This window comes from Streptomyces sp. MK37H (assembly GCF_018035285.1).
GTDB lineage: Bacteria > Actinomycetota > Actinomycetes > Streptomycetales > Streptomycetaceae > Streptomyces > Streptomyces endocoffeicus.
The window spans coordinates 1-17,053 of sequence record NZ_JAAAYH010000180.1; the positions used below are offsets into that span (position 1 = coordinate 1).

Sequence of the window (17,053 nt, forward strand, 5' to 3'; positions counted from 1 at the left end):
GCCCGCGGCCCCAGGCGCGATGGCGGGGCCGCTCGCCGCCCGGGAGGGTCTCGTGGCTCTCGGGGGACATGCGGTTGCCGTTCTGGACATTGGTCCGGTGGATCAGCAGGGCGCCCACGGCGATCAGCGCGAGGATGACGACCACGGTGATCAGGGTCTCCATGGTGCTCACTCCCTGGGACCGGGGCCCACAGCTGGAGGGAATCCGGCCGGTTTGTGCGAAATACTCCTGGTGTCTATACGGTACCTCTGGCCGGAGGTGGCGTCGCTTCCCATGTGTCACGGCCCCGGCGCCCACGTACGCCGATACGGCGTCCGCACACGCCGAGCGCCCGCACCCGGCGTCGGGAACCGGGTGCGGGCGGTCAGGCCCTGATCCAGCGGATCAGTGGGTTCGGCGGGCTCAGTGGCTCTTGGCCAGCTGCTTCTCGAGCTTGGCCAGGCCATTGGCCCAGAGCTGGTTGACGCGGCTGATCTCGGCCTGGTTCGGCTGCGAGTTGGTGCAGGAGGTGCCGGGGCCGCCACCGGACATCAGCTCGCTGCACGGACCCTCGTAGTGGTCCGGCAGACCCAGCACATGGCCGGTCTCGTGCGCGGTGACCCGGGTCGAGTCGTACTCCTGGTTCTGGGCGTAGTCCAGGAAGACATAGCCGCTGCCGTGCCCGTCGGTGCTCGCGTACGAGCCCCGGGGGTCATTGCCCTCGCGGTAGGTGAAGTCCGCGTTGCTGCCCTCCTGGAGCTTCACGTTGCTCACCGCGGAGTTCCAGATCTGGGTGGAGCGGGCTATCACCGACTTGAAGGTCGGGGCCTGGCTCGCGTTGTAGGTCACGGTGACGGCCGCCGTCGCGCTGCGCGACTTCGCCCGCTTCTCCAGCGCCGACTTCATGACGGCCTTGATGAAGGCGTCGGTGTCGGCCCGCTCCTCGCCGCTCGCCGTGTAGGCGGCGGCCGCGGCACCGCGCTGGGCCGTGGAGTGGTCGGGCGTTGCCGCGGACGCGGGCATGGCGGACAGGGAGACCGCCAGGCCGAGGCCGATGGTCGCGGACAGCGCCAGCTTGGGGAGTGACATGTGGGGGGCTCCTCATCGTCCTCGGGCCCCGGTCGCCGTGTGGGGTGGCGGCCGGGGCCGTGGGATGAACTCTTGGCTGACGCAGAGTCTTGAGGAGAACCGGCCGTACGCGGAGATATCAACTGGTGATAGGACGAGGGCATATCCCCCGCCGGGACTCGGAAGCCAGCCGATGACCGGCGTTTGACACCCCGTTGACCCGTGTTTGACCACCGATTGATCGTTTCCGATATGGGTTGGCGGGATTTCAGAGTCTGGTGTGACGGACAAGTGCGCAGTTATGCTCCCGCCGTGGAGCTCGAGGTGAGGCACCTCCGTGCACTGTGCGCCATAGCCGACACCGGCAGCCTACGGAAGGCGGCGCGTCAACTGGGCATGACCCAGCCGTCCTTGACGACCCAGCTCCGGCGGATCGAGAACACCATCGGCGGCCGGCTGTTCTCGCGGGAGGTCACCGGCAGTCGGCCGACCCCCCTGGGGCGGTCCGTGCTGTGCCGCGCCCGGTCGATCGTGGCCGAGATGAACGCCCTCGTCGACGAGGTCCGGCTGGAGGCGGGGCAGACCGCCGACGCCCGGCTGCGCATCGGCAGCACGGGCAGCCGGGCCGTGGTCGGCTGGCTGCGCAGGCTCCGCGCCCGCTACCCGGACGCGGACACCACCATCCACATCGACGTCTCCGCCAACGCGCTGCTGCAGATGGTCGCCGCCAACCAGCTGGACGTCGCCTTCGTCCACGAGGTCGAGGGTGCGCCGCTGCGGGTGCCCGAGGGCGTGGAGCGCCGGGTGCTCGTGGAGCGGGAGCCGCAGTTCGTGGCGCTGGCCGAAACCCATCCGGCCGCCGCACGGCCCGTGGTGCGGCTCGCCGAGCTCGCCGCCGACCAGTGGATGGTGGACCCCAGCGTGGACGGCGAGGGCCCGGGGCTGCGCCGGGTGCTGGCCGCCGCGGGGCTCAATCCGAGGGTGGTGTACGGGGACTATCTGACCGCCGCCGACCTGGTCGCCTCGGGCGAGGTGGTCACCCCCTGCCAGCCCACCGCGCGGTCCCGCCAGGGCGTGGCGGTCCGCCCGCTGCACGGGGATCCGCTGACCGTCCGGCTGTTCCTGGCCTCACGGGCGGTCCCGGCGGCCCGTACCGGCGCCGACAGAGCCCCGGACCCTGCGGCCCGTACCGGTGCCACCGAACCCGCTCCGGACCCTGCGGCCCGTACCGGTGCCACCGAACCCGCCCCGGACACTGTGGCCCGTACCGGTGCCACCGAACCCGCCCCGGACCCGGTGTCCGGTATGCCCATCGACGTCGACGCCGCGGCGCCCGGTGCGCCCCTCGACGTGGACGCCCTCTTCGGCGATCTGGCGGACGCGTACTTCGAGATCGCCTGGGCGAGCGTCGTGTACCGCCAGTGGCTGGTCCGCAACGAGAGCCCGCTGCTGCGCCTCCAGGAGCCCCCGACCCGCGACGAGCTCGACATCCTGGGGCTCGCCGGGCCCGCCGAGGTCTCGTAGCCCCGAGGGGGTCGCGAGCGATGACTTTCGCTCCGCCGGGCGGTCCGAGTACACGGGACCGCACCGGACCGCCACGCCATGCGAGGAGCGAGCAGATGATCACCGAGCACGAACCGCAGACCGCGCTGGACACCCGTTTCAGCAGCCCGGACGCCACCGCCACCGCCTGGCCGGAGGGGCGTGAGCGGCTGGCGGCCGCGGAGCTCTACTGGCTCTCCACGGTCCGCCGGGACGGCCGCCCCCACGTCACCCCGGTCGTCGCCGTCTGGCTCGACGGCGCGCTCTGCTTCTGCACCGGCCCCACCGAGCAGAAGGCCCGCAACCTCGCGCACAATCCGCGCTGCGTCCTCACCACGGGTGCGGGCGTGCTGCGCGAGGGTCTTGACCTGGTGGTCGAGGGCGCGGCCGAGCCGGTGCGGGACGACGCCACGCTCCGGCGGATCGCCGCGGCGTACGTGGAGAAGTACGGCGAGGAGTGGACCTTCGAGGTGCGCGACGGCGCCGTCCACCACGCGAGCCATGAGGCCCTGGTCTTCCGGGTCGCCCCGGCCACGGCGTTCGGCTTCCGCAAGGGCGAGTACGGCCAGACGCGCTGGCGCTTCTGAGGTCCACGGAGGCCCCCGGGCCGTTCAGTCCAGTGGGTCCAGGTCGAGCAGCCCGCCGGGCAGCCCCACCGGAAGGGTCTGCTCCGACCAGATCGTCTTGCCCTCGGCGGTCTGGCGGCTTCCCCAGCGCTGGCTGAGCCGCGCGACCAGCAGCAGCCCGCGGCCGCCCTCGTCGAAGGTGCGGGCGCGGCGCATATGCGGGGCGGTGCTGGAGGAGTCGGTGACCTCGCAGATCAGCGAGTGGTCATGGATCAGCCGCAGCTGGATGGGCGGGACGGCGTGCCGGATGGCGTTGGTGACCAGTTCGCTGACGACCAGCTCGGTGGTGAAGACGGCCTCGTCGAGCCCCCATTCGGTCAGCCGCTGCGTCACGTTCCGGCGGGACCGCGCGACCCACGCCGGGTCGGCGGGCACGTCCCAGGTGGCCACGTGCGCCGCGTCCAGGGCGCGGGTGCGGGCGAGCAGCAGCGCGACGTCGTCCAGCACACCCTCGCCGGGGAGGAGCGTGCGCAGCACGGCGTCGCAGGTGCCGCTCAGGGAGCCGCAGGGGTGGGCGAGCGCGTCGGCCAGCAGCAGGCGCCCCTCGTCCACATCGCGGTCCCATTCGCCCATCAGCCCATTGGTGTAGAGGGCGAGCACGGCGTCCTCGGGCAGCTCGGTCTCCATCGCCTCGAAGGGCAGCCCGCCGACCCCGAGCGGCGGTCCGGGCGGCACCGGCAGGAACTCCACGGAGCCGTCGGGCCTGGCCAGCGCCGGGGCGGGGTGCCCGGCCGCGGCCAGCGAGCAGCGGTGCGAGACCGGGTCGTAGACCGCGTACAGACAGGTGGCCCCCACATCCCCGGTGGCCTCCTCGGCCCCGGTCTCCGCGGCCAGATGGATCACCAGGTCGTCGAGGTGGGTGAGCAGCTCGTCCGGCGGCAGATCGACGTCGGCGAGGGTACGGACCGCCGTCCGCAGCCGGCCCATGGTGGCCGACGCCTGGATGCCGTGGCCGACCACATCGCCCACGACCAGCGCGACCCGCGCCCCGGAGAGCGGGATGACGTCGAACCAGTCCCCGCCCGCCCCCGCGTACGGGCCCGCGGGCAGATAGCGGGAGGCGACCTCGACGGCCGGCGGCTGGGGCAGGGTCCGCGGCAGCAGGCTGCGCTGCAGGGCCAGGGCGGTGTTGCGCTCCCGGGTGAAGCGGCGGGCGTTGTCCACACAGACGGCGGCCCGGGTGGTGATCTCCTCGGCCAGCACCACATCGTCCTGGGTGAACGCCTCGGGGGTGCGGTGGCGGGCGAACACGGCCACCCCGAGCGTCGTCCCCCGCGCCCGGATCGGCACCGACATGATCGAGTGGACGCCGAACCGCCGGATCGTCTCGGCGCGCTCGGGCTTCAGCGCACCCCACTCGGCGATCGAGGAGTCGGCGGACGTGTGGATGATGGGATGCCCCGCCACCAGGCATTCGGCCATCGGCGAGACCTTCGGGTAGGTGTCCACCCTCCCCACCGGCACCACGGCTTCGGGGCATCCCTCGTAGATGGACTGCCGGGCGGCGCGGCGCAGCGCGACCGGGTCGGTGAGCGGCCCGGACGGCAGCTCCTCCTCCTGGGTCAGCCGGTCCAGCAGGTCGATGCTGGTGTAGTCGGCCAGCCGCGGTACGCAGACGTCGGCGAGCTCCTGCGCGGTGTGGTCGATGTCGAGGGTGGAGCCGATCCGTTCGCTGGCGGCGCTCAGCAGCAGCAGCCGCTGTCGGGCCAGATACTGATCGGTGATGTCGTGCGCCGCCATGCAGACCGCGTACACCCGCCCGTCCCTCGCCTGCAGCGGGGCGAACCGGGCCGACCAGGCCTGCTCCTTGATCTCGTCGCTTCCGACGCGCAGATACGTCTCCACTTCGCGCGGCTCGCCGGTGGTCAGCACATGGCGCATGGCCGCTTCGAGCTGTTCGCTCTGGAGCTTGCCCTTGATCTCCGACAGCCGCAGACCGCGGATCTCGGCTTCGGGGAGGCCGGTGACGCGGGCCATCTCGGCGTTCACCGTGCGCAGCCGCATATCGGCGTCGTAGATCGCCATCGGGCAGGGCGACTGGGTGTAGGCCCATTGCATCAGTGCGTCGTTCCACGACTCGGGGGGCTGCTCCGCGCGGGGTGCCGCGGTCACCAGCAGCCAGTCGCCCTCCGGCCGTCTGCGGTGCGCCAGCAGCGGTACGGGGACCTCGCGGCCGTCCCGGTGGCGCAGCGCCACGGTCCCGTGCCACCGGGTCAGCCGGGTGCGGGCATGGCGGGCCTCGGCGCCCGTCGCGCGGCCCGGATCGGCCAGCAGCTCGGCGGCGGGCCGCCCCACGACATCGGGGGACGGATGCCCGAGCAGTCGACGGGCGCCCTCGTTCCAGCTGGTCAGCGTCCCATCATCGCTGACGGTGGCTCGTGCCGTATCGGCTTCGTCGAAGCCGCCCCGCTCCCGCGCGGAGCCGCTGTCGTGGCGCTTCATCCTCGCCATCCCTCCGGGGGCGGCACCGGGTCCGTCCACCAGGGCTCCCTTCCAGCCTGGTCCACTCCGGTCCGGGCATCAACCACAGCCCGGAGCCCGGAGCGGACGCCCTGGGGAGCGCGCGGGTCAGACCACCGCGGGCCGCGCGGGCCGCAGATGCCGCCCGGCCCACTCGGCGAAGCCGGTGAGCGGGAGGCCGAGGGCCCGCGCGAACTCGGGGCGGGCGGGCTGGCCGACCGCGTTCAGCCACCCGTGCCCGAGGCCCCACTGCGGCATCCCGGCGGCGAGCGCCTCGTCCACGGTCATCGACGGGGCGGTCAGCTCGGTGCCCGTGACCTCGGAGAGGACCTCGGCGACCCGGGTCATGGTCATGTGGTCGCCCGCCAGTTCCAGCTCGACCTCGTGGAACCGCTCGGGCTCGGCGATGGCCGCGGCGGCCGCCGTGCCGATGTCGGCGACGGCGATGAGGGAGAGCTCGGTGCCGGGCTCGAGGATGGTGGCCAGGCCGCCCTCGGGGCCGTTCGGGAGCAGGGACAGGAAGTTCTCCATGAAGAAGGCGGGCTTGAGGATCGTCCAGTGGCGGAAACCCGCCTCCCGGACCCGGTCCTGGAGGCCGCTCTTGGTCGCGAAGTAGTGCTCGAGCGCCGCCCAGCGGCCCTCCGCCCAGCCGGGCGCGGTGTGGTGCTGCCCGGCCCCGGAGACGGAGGTGTGCACGAACTGCGTCACCCCCGCGTCCCGCGCGGCCTCGATCAGATTGCGCCCCTGGATCCACTCGGAGTCGCCCTGGAGATCGTTCATATCGGGCATCTGGATCGAGAAGACGGCACGCGCTCCTTCGGCGGCCCGCCGCACCGAGTCGAGGTCGAGCAGATCGCCGGTGACCAGCTCGGCGCCGAGCGCCGCCACGGCCTTGGCCCGCTCACCGGCCGGATCACGGACCAGGGCCCGCACGGGAACGCCCGCCGAGAGCAGGGCGCGGGCGGTGGCGCCGCCCTGCTGTCCGGTGGCACCGGTGACGAGGACGGGGGCGGACGTCGGGGATTCCACGGTCATGCTGCTGCTCCTCGGGCAGAGAGGTATCGACTCATCGACAAGTCGACTGGAAACGCTAAACGGCGGGCCCCGCCACTTACGTCTCGGTACGATACGGAGGGCCCCGCCACTTAGCAACCCGGAGGTGACGCCATGCCCGCCCAGCGCGCGGACGCCCGGCGCAACTACGCGCGCATCCTCGCCGTCGCCGAGGAGGAGGTCGCCACGCACGGCGCCGACGCCTCCCTGGAGCAGATCGCCCGCACCGCCGGAGTCGGCTCGGCCACCGTGCGCCGCCACTTCCCCACCCGGCGCGCCCTGCTGGAAGCGGTCTTCCGCGAGCGCATCGAAACCCTGGCCACCCGCGCCCGCGAGCTCGCGGAGGCGGACGACGTACGGGCCGCACTGCTGGACTGGCTGGGCGCGCTCACCGTCTACTCCGCCACGGTCCAGGGCCTGGCCACCGCGCTCCTACGGGACGGGGAGCTCGACCCGGAGCACGCGAACCCCTGCGTGAACACCCTCGCCGAGGCGGGCGAGCCCCTGCTGCGGCGAGCCGAGCGGGCCGGGGCGGTGGCCCCCGGCGTGACCCCGGTCGACCTGGTCACCCTGATCGCCGGCATCGCCCTGACCACCCAGCACCACCCCGACCCCGCCACCGAGGCGACCCGGCTGCTGCACCTGACCGTGGCGGGCATCAGCCCGCGGGGGTGAGGGACTGGGCGTCAACCCCGCCGCCCGGCGAGGATGTTCAAGACAAACCGGAAAGGTTCACGACAAAGAAGACCGCACCCGGGCCACTCGGGGCGGCTCGGGTGCGGTCCGGTGGTGCTGAGGAAGGGCGGGGTCAGCCCTTCTTGGTCTCCCAGAAGATCTTGTCGATCTGGGCGATGTAGTCCAGGGCCTTCTGCCCGGTGGCCGGGTCGGTCGAGCCCTTGGCCGTGCTCAGCGCCTTGAGGGTGTCGTTGACCAGCTGGTGCAGCTCGGGGTACTTCTCAAAGTGCGGGGGCTTGAAGTAGTCGCTCCACAGCACCGAGACGTGGTGCTTGGCGAGCTCCGCGCGCTCCTCCTTGATGGTGGTGGCACGGGCGCGGAAGTGCGGGTCCTCGTTGGCCTGGTACTTCTCCTGGATGGCCTTGACGGACTCGGCTTCGATGCGGGCCTGGGCCGGGTCGTACACACCGCAGGGCAGGTCGCAGTGGGCGCTGACCTGAACCTTGGGAGCGAACAGGCGGGAGAGCATAGAGCTGTCCTTCCATTCGTGATCGTCTTCTCAGGTGCGAGATTACTCCGTGGGGGAAGCCTTTTCTCGGGTGCCCCGGGGGGCTTAGGTCAAAAGTCCAGTGCAAGGCTGGGATGCCTGGGATCGTGATGGGGGCAGGGTGAGGACCGGAGGTGCCGTGATGCGGGAGCAGCAGGGCGATCGCGGGCAGGAGTCGGACCGCGACCAGCGCGGGCTGCTGCGGATCGGGCTCGCGGAGGTGTACAACCCGTCGATGCAGCCGACGCTGTACCCCGGCGACCAGTTGGTGGTGCGCTACGGCGCGCCCGTACGGCCGGGGGACGTGGTGGTTCTGCGCCATCCGTTCCGGCAGGATCTGCTGATCGTCAAGCGTGTGGTGGAGCGGCGCGAGGGCGGCTGGTGGGTCAAGGGCGACAACCCGTACGTGGAGAACGACAGCCGGGAGTTCGGCGTCGTGCCGGACGAGCTGGTGGTGGCCCGGGCCTGGGTGCGGCTGCGGCCGCTGCACGGCGCCGGGCGCGGTGGTCAGCGGTCGATGGCCGGGCTGGTCTCCTGGGCGGTGTCCGCCGTACGGCCCGTGGGTTCGCGGTCCTGGCGGCGGCTGCGCTCGGCACCGGCCGTCCGCTCGGCGTCCAGGCGTTTGCGGGCGCGGTAGGCGGCCACATTGGCGCGGGTGGCGCAGCGGTCGGAGCAGTAGCGCCGGGAACGATTTGTCGATGTGTCGAGATAGGCGTTGCGGCAGGGTGACGCCTCACAGACGCCCAGCCGGTCGGCGCCCAGTTCGGTGAGGTGGAAGGCCAGCCCCATCGAGGCGGTCGCGGCATAGCCGGCGCCCGCGTTGGCGGCGTAGTCCGCGATGTGCATATGCCACTTGGGGCGGCCGTCCTCGTCGCGGGTCTCATGGCCGGAGATCTGCGGACTCACCGGGAACTCGATGAGCAGCGCGTTCAGCAGGTCCACCGCCAGCACCTCGTCGCCGCCCGCCGCCGCCTCGAAGACCGCGCGCAGCCGGGCCCTGACCGACCTCAGCCGGGTGACATCCGCGTCGGTCGTCCGCCGGGCCGCCTGCTGGCTCTCCCCGAAGAGCGCCCGTACGGCCTCCACCGAGGTCAGGGTGTCGGTGCCGCGGCTCGGCTCCTCGCTGTTGACCAGGCGCACGGCGAGATCCGAGTAATAAGCCAGTTCCACTTGTGGTCCTTACGAACGGCGGTCTAGGGTCACATCAGGTCAGGTAAGAGGCGTTCTGCCTACGAGGGTATTACGGGCGGCTGCGCCGAGACGATGACGCATGGCTTGGAGGGGGCTCGATGACGGACACCGTCGCCGTGGCGGACTGGCAGGCGTGGCAGCGGAGCTGGGACCGGCAGCAGGAGTGGTACCTCCCCGATCGTGAGGAACGGTTCCGGGTGATGCTCGACACGGTCGAGGCCGTCGTCGGCCCGGAGCCCCGGATCCTCGACCTGGCGTGTGGCACGGGCAGTATCTCGGACCGGGCGCTGCGCCGGTTCCCGGGCGCCACCAGCACCGGTGTCGACCTCGACCCGGCGCTGCTGACGATCGCCCGCGGCCACTTCGCGGCCGAGCCGCGCGCCGCGTTCGTGACCGCCGACCTGCGCGACCCCGGCTGGACCGAGCGGCTGCCGCACCGTGCGTACGACGCCGTCCTGACCGCCACGGCGCTCCACTGGCTGGGCTCGGACGAACTGCGGGTGCTGTACGGGCGGATCGCGGGCGTGGTGCGCGAGGGCGGGGTGTTCCTCAACGCCGACCACATGCCCGATCCGGCCACGCCCCGGCTCAACGCCGCCGACCACGCGTACCAGGAGGCGCGGCGGGCGCGGGCCAAGGCCGAGTCCACCCAGGACTGGGTGGCCTGGTGGCAGACCGCCGCGCGGGACGAGGCGCTGGCGGGGCCGGTGGCCGAGCGGTTCACGATCTTCGGCAATCCGGCCGACGGGCCGGACCACGCGAACGGCGTGGCCGAGGCGTTCCAGCCGGTCGCCTGGCATGCGGACACGCTGCGCGCGGTGGGCTTCGGGGAGGCGCGGGCCGTCTGGTGCTCGCCCTCGGACGCGATGGTGCTCGGGCTGAAGTGACCGCCCTCGCGGCGGACAGGCGCCGCGAGGGCGGTACGGGCCGGTGCCCGTACCGCCCTCGCGCATGTGCGGCGCCTAAGCGCTCCGCTGGAAGTGCCCTGACCTGCCGTCGATCGTCCGCGGCGCCGTCGTGGCTGGTCGCGCCCGCGCGGCGGAGCCGCAGATCGACACGGCCCCGCGCCCCTTCGGGGCGCCACCGAACCCCAGCCGAATTCCGCCGATCCGGTTAGAGCACCTTGGACAGGAACGACTTCGTCCGCTCGTGCCGCGGATTGGTCAGCACCTCCCGGGGGTGCCCGGACTCCACCACCACGCCGTCGTCCATGAAGACGACCGAGTCCCCGACCTCGCGCGCGAAGCCCATCTCATGCGTCACGACGATCATCGTCATGCCGTCCTCCGCGAGCCCGCGCATCACATCGAGCACATCGCCGACCAGCTCCGGGTCGAGCGCCGAGGTGGGCTCGTCGAAGAGCATCAGCTTCGGCTCCATCGCCAGCGCCCGCGCGATCGCCACGCGCTGCTGCTGGCCGCCGGAGAGCTGGGAGGGGTAGTTGGCCGCCTTGTCGGCGAGGCCCACCCGGTCCAGCAGCTTCAGCGCGCGCTCCCGCGCCACCGCCTTGGACTCCCGCTTGACCTGGACCGGCGCCTCGATCACGTTCTCCAGCGCGGTCATGTGCGGGAAGAGGTTGAAGCGCTGGAAGACCATCCCGATGTCGCGCCGCTTCTCGGCGACCTCGCGGTCCTTGAGCTCGTAGAGCTTGTCGCCCTTCTGGCGGTAGCCGACCAGATCGCCGTCCACGTACAGCCGCCCGGAGTTGATCTTCTCCAGGTGGTTGATACAGCGCAGGAAGGTGGACTTGCCGGAGCCGGACGGGCCGATCAGGCAGAACACCTCGCGCGGGGCGACCTCGAGGTCGATGCCCTTGAGGACCTGAACCGGGCCGAAGGACTTGTGGACGCCCTCGGCCTTCACCATGGCGGTCATGCGCCGACACCTCCGGAGCGGTTGCTGAAGGAGAGCAGATTGGCCCGGACCCGCTGCAGCGGGGTGGCCGGCAGGCTACGGCTCGAGCCGCGCGCGTAGTACCGCTCCAGGTAGTACTGGCCGACGCTGAGTACGGAGGTGAGGATCAGGTACCAGGCGGCCGCGAGGAAGAGCATCTCCGCCGTGGCGCCGGAGTTCTGCCCGACCTCGGAGGTGGCCTGGAGCAGGTCCCAGTACTGCACCGCGATCACCAGCGAGGTGGTCTTGAGCATATTGATGAACTCGTTGCCGGTCGGCGGCACGATCACCCGCATCGCCTGCGGCAGCACCACCCGGCGCAGCGTCTTGGCGTGGCTCATGCCGAGCGCCTGGGCGGCCTCGGACTGACCCTCGTCGACCGACTGGAGGCCCGCCCGGCAGATCTCGGCCATGTACGCGGCCTCGTTCAGGCCCAGGCCCAGCAGGGCGGCCAGGAACGGGGTCATGAAGTCCGACCACTCGTCCTTGTAGATCGGCATGATGTTGATGTAGTCGAACACCAGGCCGAGGTTGAACCAGACCAGCAGCTGCACATAGACCGGGGTGCCGCGGAAGAACCAGATGTAGCCCCAGGCGATGGAGGCGGTCACCGGGTTCTTCGACAGCCGCATCACCGCGAGGATGATGCCGAGGGTCACGCCGAGCACCATCGAGAGGATGGTGATCCAGACGGTGTTGCGAACGCCCCTGAGGACCTCGCCGTCGAAGAAGTAGTCCGGGATGGCGTTCCAGTTGACGTCACCGCGGGCGAAGGCGGAGATCAGCAGGACGATCAGGGCGATGGCGATGATCGCGGCGACCCAGCGGCCGTAGTGCCGCACCGGGATGGCCTTGATGTTCTCCGGCGCCGGCGGCGGGGCGTCGACCGGACCCGCCTTTTCGATCTTAGTAGTCACGGATGGTGCCTTTCAGCGCGAGCGCGGACGGGGGAGGGCCGGATCACTTGCCGCCGTTGATGATGGCCTTGGTGACCGCGCCGTCCTTGACGCCCCACTTCGCGATGATCTTGTCGTATTCGCCGTTCGCGATGATCAGGGCGAGGGCCTGCTTGAGGGCATCGCGCAGCTGAGTGTTCTTCTTGGCGACGGCGATGCCGTACGGGGCCGCCTCCACCTGATCGCCGACGAGCTCGAAGTCCTTGCCGCCGCCGGAGGTCTTCACCGCGTACGCGGCGACCGGGAAGTCGCTGGAGCCGGCGACGGCGCCACCGCCGCGCAGCCGGGTCTGGGCCTCGGTGTCATTGCCGAACGCCTCGATCGAGATCTTGCCCTTCTTGTTCTTCAGGCAGGTCTTCGACTGGGACTTGGCCAGGTCGTGGGAGACGGTGCCGCGCTGCACGACGATCTTCTTGCCGCACAGGTCGTCCCAGGTCTTGATCCCCTTGGTGTCGCCCTTCTTGGTGTAGATCGAGACACCCGCGGTGAAGTAGTCGACGAAGTCGACGCCCTCGCCCGCCTTCTTGCCGGTGTCCGGGTCGACACCCTCCTGGCGGCCCTTGTTGTCGGTCATGGCCGACATGGCGATGTCGTAGCGCTTGGAGCGCAGACCCGAGAGCAGGGTGTCGAAGGTGCCGTTGTTGAACTCGAACTTCACCCCGAGCTGCTTGCCGAGCGCGTCGGCGATGTCCGGGTCGATGCCCATGACCTCGCCGTTCTTCTTGAACTCGACCGGCGGGTAGTTGATGTCCGAGCCCACCTTGATCACCTTGGAGCTCTGGATCTCCTTGGGCAGCTGGTTGAACAGCGGGGCGGAGTTGCTGTTGGATCCGCCCGTGGCCTTGTCGGTCTGATCGCCGCAGCCCGTCAGCAGCAGGGCGCCTACCACCGCTATCGCGCCTACGGAGGCCATCCGGGACTTCAGGGTGGCCCCACGGGGCGTGAAGCTGGCGGTCATGCTGGTTCCTCCGGGAGGGTGAGGGGGCGAGATCTGGGGAACACGTTTGTGGGTGTCGCGATCTCGTGTGATTGGGGCATCTTGCCATCGGACGAGCCCGTACGGGCCGCTGGCCATGTCAAAATCGGATAACGGGCGATCCCCGTGGTGCACAACCGGACAGCGGTACCGGCCGGACAGCGGCGGCCGGTGACGCGGGGCAGGCTCATGATCACGCGGAGAACAGCGCGTGACGGCGCCATGGACTTTCCCTAGAGCATCGCCCGCCTTCAGGCGCAATGCCTGGTTTTCCGGCGTCATGGCACCAGAACTCGTTCGTCCCTCGACGCGCGCTTCAGGTAGAACAGACGGCTACACCCCTCACCCGGGGCTCAGGGCGCGTGTGCGACGCGCCCGGCGTTCGTACCCACACCCATGCGGTGGTCATCCGCTGAATGGGACGACGCGGTGCCCGCCCGCTCCGAACCTGGGGCGGATACCCTCGACAGAAAAACGACAAAGGGGTCAAAACAGTGGCAGCGGAGATGGTCAATCCTCGCAGCGACAGCACAAGCGGCAGCGGCGAAGGAGCCGAGGGCGTGACCGACGGGGAGCCCTTCGATCCGGCGTTCGTCCTGCACCGCGGCGGCAAGATGGCCGTCCAGGCGACCGTGCCCGTGCGCGACCGGGACGATCTGTCCCTCGCGTACACACCGGGCGTGGCCAAGGTGTGCAGCGCGATCGCCGAGCAGCCCGAGCTCGTCCATGACTACACCTGGAAGTCCCAGGTCGTCGCCGTGGTGACGGACGGCAGCGCGGTGCTGGGGCTCGGCGACATCGGCCCGGAGGCGTCCCTTCCGGTGATGGAGGGCAAGGCGATCCTCTTCAAGCAGTTCGGCGGTGTGGACGCGGTGCCGATCGCGCTCGACTGCCGGGACGTGGACGAGATCGTGGAGACCGTCGCCCGGTTCGCGCCCTCGTTCGGCGGCGTCAATCTGGAGGACATCTCCGCGCCCCGCTGCTTCGAGATCGAGCGCAAGCTCCAGGAGCGGGTCGACATCCCGATCTTCCACGACGACCAGCACGGCACGGCGGTGGTCACCCTCGCCGCGCTGCGCAACGCCGCCAGGCTGACGAACCGCGCGCTGGGTCAGCTGCGCGCCGTCATCTCCGGGGCGGGCGCCGCCGGTGTGGCCATCGCCCGGATCCTCACCGAGGCGGGCATCGGCGATGTCGCGGTGTGCGACCGCAAGGGCGTCGTCTCGCCGGACCGCGAGGACCTCACCGACGTCAAGCGCGAGCTGGCCGGCTTCACCAACAAGGCCGGGCTCACCGGGTCCCTGGAGGCCGCGCTGGACGGCGCCGACGTCTTCATCGGCGTCAGCGGCGGCACGGTGCCGGAGGACGCGGTGGCCAAGATGGCGCCGGACGCCTTCATCTTCGCGATGGCCAACCCCAACCCGGAGATCCACCCGGACGTCGCCCACCGGTACGCGTCCGTGGTCGCCACCGGGCGCAGCGACTTCCCGAACCAGATCAACAACGTCCTCGCCTTCCCCGGCATCTTCGCGGGCGCCCTCCAGGTCCGGGCCTCCCGGATCACCGAGGGCATGAAGCTCGCGGCCGCCGAGGCGCTGGCCGCCGTGGTGGCCGACGAGCTGAGCGCGGACAAGGTCATCCCCTCGCCGTTCGACGAGCGGGTCGCCCCCGCCGTGACCGCGGCCGTCGCCGCGGCCGCCCGCGCGGAGGGCGTCGCCCGCCGCTGACGCCCCGCCAGGGGCCCGGGTGGCGGCTACGCGCCCGGGTGACTCGTGCGGGCCCAGGTGACGTCACGGGCCAGGTGCTTTACGGGCCAGGTGTTTTACGGGCCACGTGCCTTCTTTACGGGCCGGGCCGCCCCTCAGCCGGAGGGGCGGCCCGGCCCGTGCGCTGTCCGGCGGGCGAGCGGGGTCACACCGTGGTGCGGTTCCGTGGGGTCGCCCCGCGGCCTAAGGTCGGGATCATGTTCGCTGCCTATGCCGCACGTATCGACCGTGACCAGCCGCTGAGCGGCCTCGAACTGGGGGAGCGCCCCGAGCCGGCGGCCCGGCCCGGCTGGACCACCGTGAACGTCAAGGCCGCCTCGCTCAACCACCACGACCTGTGGTCGCTGCGCGGCGTGGGCCTCGGCGAGGAGTCGCTCCCGATGATCCTCGGCTGCGACGCGGCCGGGATCGACGAGGACGGCAACGAGGTCGTCCTCCACTCCGTCATCGGCCAGAGCGGACACGGCGTCGGCCCGAAGGAGCCCCGCTCCATCCTCACCGAGCGCTACCAGGGCACCTTCGCCGAGAAGGTGACCGTCCCCAGCTGGAATGTGCTGCCCAAGCCCAAGGAACTCTCCTTCGAGGAGGCCGCCTGCCTGCCCACGGCCTGGCTGACCGCGTACCGCATGCTGTTCACCAACGCGGGGGTGCGCCCCGGCGACAGCGTCCTGGTCCAGGGCGCCGGCGGCGGTGTGGCCACCGCCGCGATCGTGCTGGGCGCGGCCGCCGGGCTGCGGGTGCTGGCCACCAGCCGTGACGAGGCCAAGCGGGCCCGCGCCGTCGAGCTGGGCGCCGAGGGCGCGTACGAGCCGGGGGAGCGGCTGCCGCGCCGGGTGGACGCGGTGATCGAGACGGTGGGCGCCGCGACCTGGTCGCATTCGGTGAAGTCCCTCAAGCCCGGCGGCACCCTGGTGATCTCGGGCGCCACCAGCGGCCCCAACCCGAAGGCCGCCGAGCTCAACCGGATCTTCTTCCTGGAGCTGAAGGTCGTCGGCTCCACGATGGGCGGGAAGGACGAGCTGGAGGACCTGCTGAGCTTCTGCGCCGCGCGCGGGGTACGGCCGGTGATCGATTCGGTGCTGCCGCTGGACCGGGCCCGTGAGGGGTTCGAGAAGATGGCGGGCGGCGATCTCTTCGGCAAGGTCGTGCTGACGGTCTGAATATCGCGGCGGCATATCCCCGGCCGTTGTGCGGGTCCCCGGCCGTTGTGCGGGCCGGGGATTCGCGGAGTAAGCGGAGTAAACGGAGTTATACGCGGCGGCCGCCGGCCCTCGCGCCCCGGGAATTCCCGGAATTCCGTTACGACGCCGACGGCCGTACGAAGCTCCGCCGGAAGCGATAGGAGCGGGACGAGGCACCCACCAGAGCGGGGAAGTCGCGCACCCGGTCCCAGGCGGACGAGCCGCCGTCGCGCGGCCCGCCGGCCGCCAGGGCCGCCTCGTACGCCTCCACGTCGGTCCAGCGGGCGTAGTTGAGCACCCGGGCGCGGTCGGTGGACAGATGGCGCTCGCCGTCGGCGATCAGATGGAAGTCGGCGGAGAGCAGGCCCGGGTCGGGCTCGCTCTCCAGGGCCTCGATGACCAGGTCGACCCAGGACCGGCGGACCTGGGGATCGGGGTCGTTGAAGTCGATCTCGACCACGACGAACAGCCCGGGGTCCGTCGTGGCGTCCTGTGCGGCGGCCGGTGCCTGGAAGCTCCGGTAGTGGCGGTAGTACGCGAGACCGAGCCGCTTGATGTCCGGGACCGCGCTGTCGATCGCGTCATTGCGCTGCTGGCGCTGGGTCCGGAAGAAGGCGTGGTACGCGGCCTCGTCGGCCCACTGGGAGTGGTGCATCAGCGTATCGCCGTCCGTGCCCGCGTAGAGGTTGTAGGAGAGCAGCTCGGGCGTCGGCCAGGGGCGGCTGTCCCAGGCGGCGGCGATGGCGTCGACCGTGGCCCGCTGGCGTTCCGGTGTGCCGACGCTCCAGGTGCTGAACAGCGCGGCGCCCACATCGGGCCGGGTGAGATCGGGCAGCGGTCCGGGGCTGGTCGGGGCGGACATGGCGGTCTCCTCGCGGTTGGGGACGTCGGAACGCCGAGCAAGCCGGGGGAGAGGGCATTGGGACCGGAGAGGCGCTCCCCCGTGGTGCGCCCCTCCGACCCCGATCCTGAAACTTCAACCGCGGTTCAAGTCAAGCGGCCAGGGGCGCGGGGCCGTATCGATATGCGGCTCCGCCGCGGACGATCGACGGCAGGTCGGGGCACTTCCGGCGGAGCGCTTACGGGGGTGTCCGGCGGGTCTTTCCCCCTTCCCGCCCCTTCCCGAAACCGGGGCTTGG

General features: G+C 71.3%; 15 protein-coding genes and 1 pseudogene. 7 read left to right on the top strand and 9 right to left on the bottom strand.

The features are described 5' to 3' along the window. Positions 1 to 403: 403 nt before the first annotated feature. Entirely contained in the window at positions 404 to 1,069 is a 666-nt protein-coding gene (snpA, locus tag GWI24_RS23880; protein ID WP_210947960.1) for a snapalysin, read from the bottom strand. A 303-nt stretch (positions 1,070 to 1,372) separates the two neighbouring features. Between snpA and GWI24_RS23885 the strand changes: the two genes are divergently transcribed. After that, the gene (locus GWI24_RS23885) at positions 1,373 to 2,572 is read left to right on the top strand and encodes a LysR substrate-binding domain-containing protein (RefSeq protein WP_210947961.1); all 1,200 of its coding nucleotides are present in this window, start codon (positions 1,373 to 1,375) and stop codon (positions 2,570 to 2,572) included. Positions 2,573 to 2,667: 95 nt separating this feature from the next. Beyond that, on the top strand, positions 2,668 to 3,177 hold the full coding sequence (locus GWI24_RS23890; RefSeq protein ID WP_210947962.1) for a pyridoxamine 5'-phosphate oxidase family protein: 510 nt from the start codon (positions 2,668 to 2,670) through the stop codon (positions 3,175 to 3,177). Between the two features lie 24 nt (positions 3,178 to 3,201). Here the strand turns inward: GWI24_RS23890 and GWI24_RS23895 are convergent, their stop codons facing one another. Continuing rightward, positions 3,202 to 5,658 carry a SpoIIE family protein phosphatase gene (locus tag GWI24_RS23895; protein ID WP_210947963.1) on the bottom strand — a complete coding sequence of 819 codons (2,457 nt, stop codon included), beginning with the start codon at positions 5,656 to 5,658 and terminating at the stop codon, positions 3,202 to 3,204. A 126-nt stretch (positions 5,659 to 5,784) separates the two neighbouring features. Next, positions 5,785 to 6,711 carry an NmrA family NAD(P)-binding protein gene (locus tag GWI24_RS23900; protein WP_210947964.1) on the bottom strand — a complete coding sequence of 309 codons (927 nt, stop codon included), beginning with the start codon at positions 6,709 to 6,711 and terminating at the stop codon, positions 5,785 to 5,787. Positions 6,712 to 6,843: 132 nt separating this feature from the next. On the opposite strand from GWI24_RS23900, the gene GWI24_RS23905 reads away from it, so the two are divergent. Beyond that, on the top strand, positions 6,844 to 7,404 hold the full coding sequence (locus GWI24_RS23905) for a TetR/AcrR family transcriptional regulator (RefSeq protein WP_210947965.1): 561 nt from the start codon (positions 6,844 to 6,846) through the stop codon (positions 7,402 to 7,404). 133 nt (positions 7,405 to 7,537) lie between these two features. Here the strand turns inward: GWI24_RS23905 and sodN are convergent, their stop codons facing one another. After that, entirely contained in the window at positions 7,538 to 7,933 is a 396-nt protein-coding gene (sodN, locus tag GWI24_RS23910) for a superoxide dismutase, Ni (protein ID WP_210947966.1), read from the bottom strand. A gap of 160 nt (positions 7,934 to 8,093) precedes the next feature. On the opposite strand from sodN, the pseudogene sodX reads away from it, so the two are divergent. Next, positions 8,094 to 8,402: pseudogene (gene sodX, locus GWI24_RS23915) on the top strand (nickel-type superoxide dismutase maturation protease); the annotation flags it as partial. Between the two features lie 56 nt (positions 8,403 to 8,458). On the opposite strand, the gene GWI24_RS23920 reads toward sodX, so the two are convergent. Beyond that, a complete protein-coding gene (locus tag GWI24_RS23920; protein ID WP_308343978.1) occupies positions 8,459 to 9,121 on the bottom strand; it encodes a CGNR zinc finger domain-containing protein in 663 nt (220 codons plus the stop codon). A 119-nt stretch (positions 9,122 to 9,240) separates the two neighbouring features. Here GWI24_RS23920 and GWI24_RS23925 point away from each other — a divergent pair, with 119 nt between their 5' ends. Beyond that, positions 9,241 to 10,029 (top strand): trans-aconitate 2-methyltransferase, encoded by a 789-nt coding sequence (locus GWI24_RS23925; RefSeq protein ID WP_210947968.1) that lies wholly within the window; start codon positions 9,241 to 9,243, stop codon positions 10,027 to 10,029. Between the two features lie 226 nt (positions 10,030 to 10,255). Here GWI24_RS23925 and GWI24_RS23930 read toward each other — a convergent pair whose 3' ends face one another. The 3 genes from GWI24_RS23930 to GWI24_RS23940 are packed head-to-tail and all read right to left on the bottom strand — an operon-like array spanning position 10,256 to position 12,949. Then, entirely contained in the window at positions 10,256 to 11,008 is a 753-nt protein-coding gene (locus tag GWI24_RS23930; RefSeq protein WP_037965037.1) for an amino acid ABC transporter ATP-binding protein, read from the bottom strand. 5 nt (positions 11,009 to 11,013) lie between these two features. After that, positions 11,014 to 11,952, bottom strand: coding sequence for an amino acid ABC transporter permease (locus tag GWI24_RS23935; RefSeq protein ID WP_210947969.1), 939 nt, complete (start codon positions 11,950 to 11,952; stop codon positions 11,014 to 11,016). A 43-nt stretch (positions 11,953 to 11,995) separates the two neighbouring features. Next, a complete protein-coding gene (locus tag GWI24_RS23940) occupies positions 11,996 to 12,949 on the bottom strand; it encodes an ABC transporter substrate-binding protein (RefSeq protein ID WP_210947970.1) in 954 nt (317 codons plus the stop codon). Positions 12,950 to 13,461: 512 nt separating this feature from the next. Here GWI24_RS23940 and GWI24_RS23945 point away from each other — a divergent pair. Both GWI24_RS23945 and GWI24_RS23950 read left to right on the top strand, forming a co-directional pair. Further along, on the top strand, positions 13,462 to 14,694 hold the full coding sequence (locus GWI24_RS23945; RefSeq protein WP_210947971.1) for an NADP-dependent malic enzyme: 1,233 nt from the start codon (positions 13,462 to 13,464) through the stop codon (positions 14,692 to 14,694). A gap of 236 nt (positions 14,695 to 14,930) precedes the next feature. Further along, complete coding sequence (locus tag GWI24_RS23950) at positions 14,931 to 15,893, top strand: zinc-binding dehydrogenase (RefSeq protein ID WP_210947972.1); 963 nt, start codon at positions 14,931 to 14,933, stop codon at positions 15,891 to 15,893. A 139-nt stretch (positions 15,894 to 16,032) separates the two neighbouring features. Here GWI24_RS23950 and GWI24_RS23955 read toward each other — a convergent pair whose 3' ends face one another. Then, positions 16,033 to 16,776, bottom strand: a complete 744-nt coding sequence (locus GWI24_RS23955) for an antibiotic biosynthesis monooxygenase (protein ID WP_210947973.1) — start codon at positions 16,774 to 16,776, stop codon at positions 16,033 to 16,035. Positions 16,777 to 17,053: the final 277 nt, after the last annotated feature.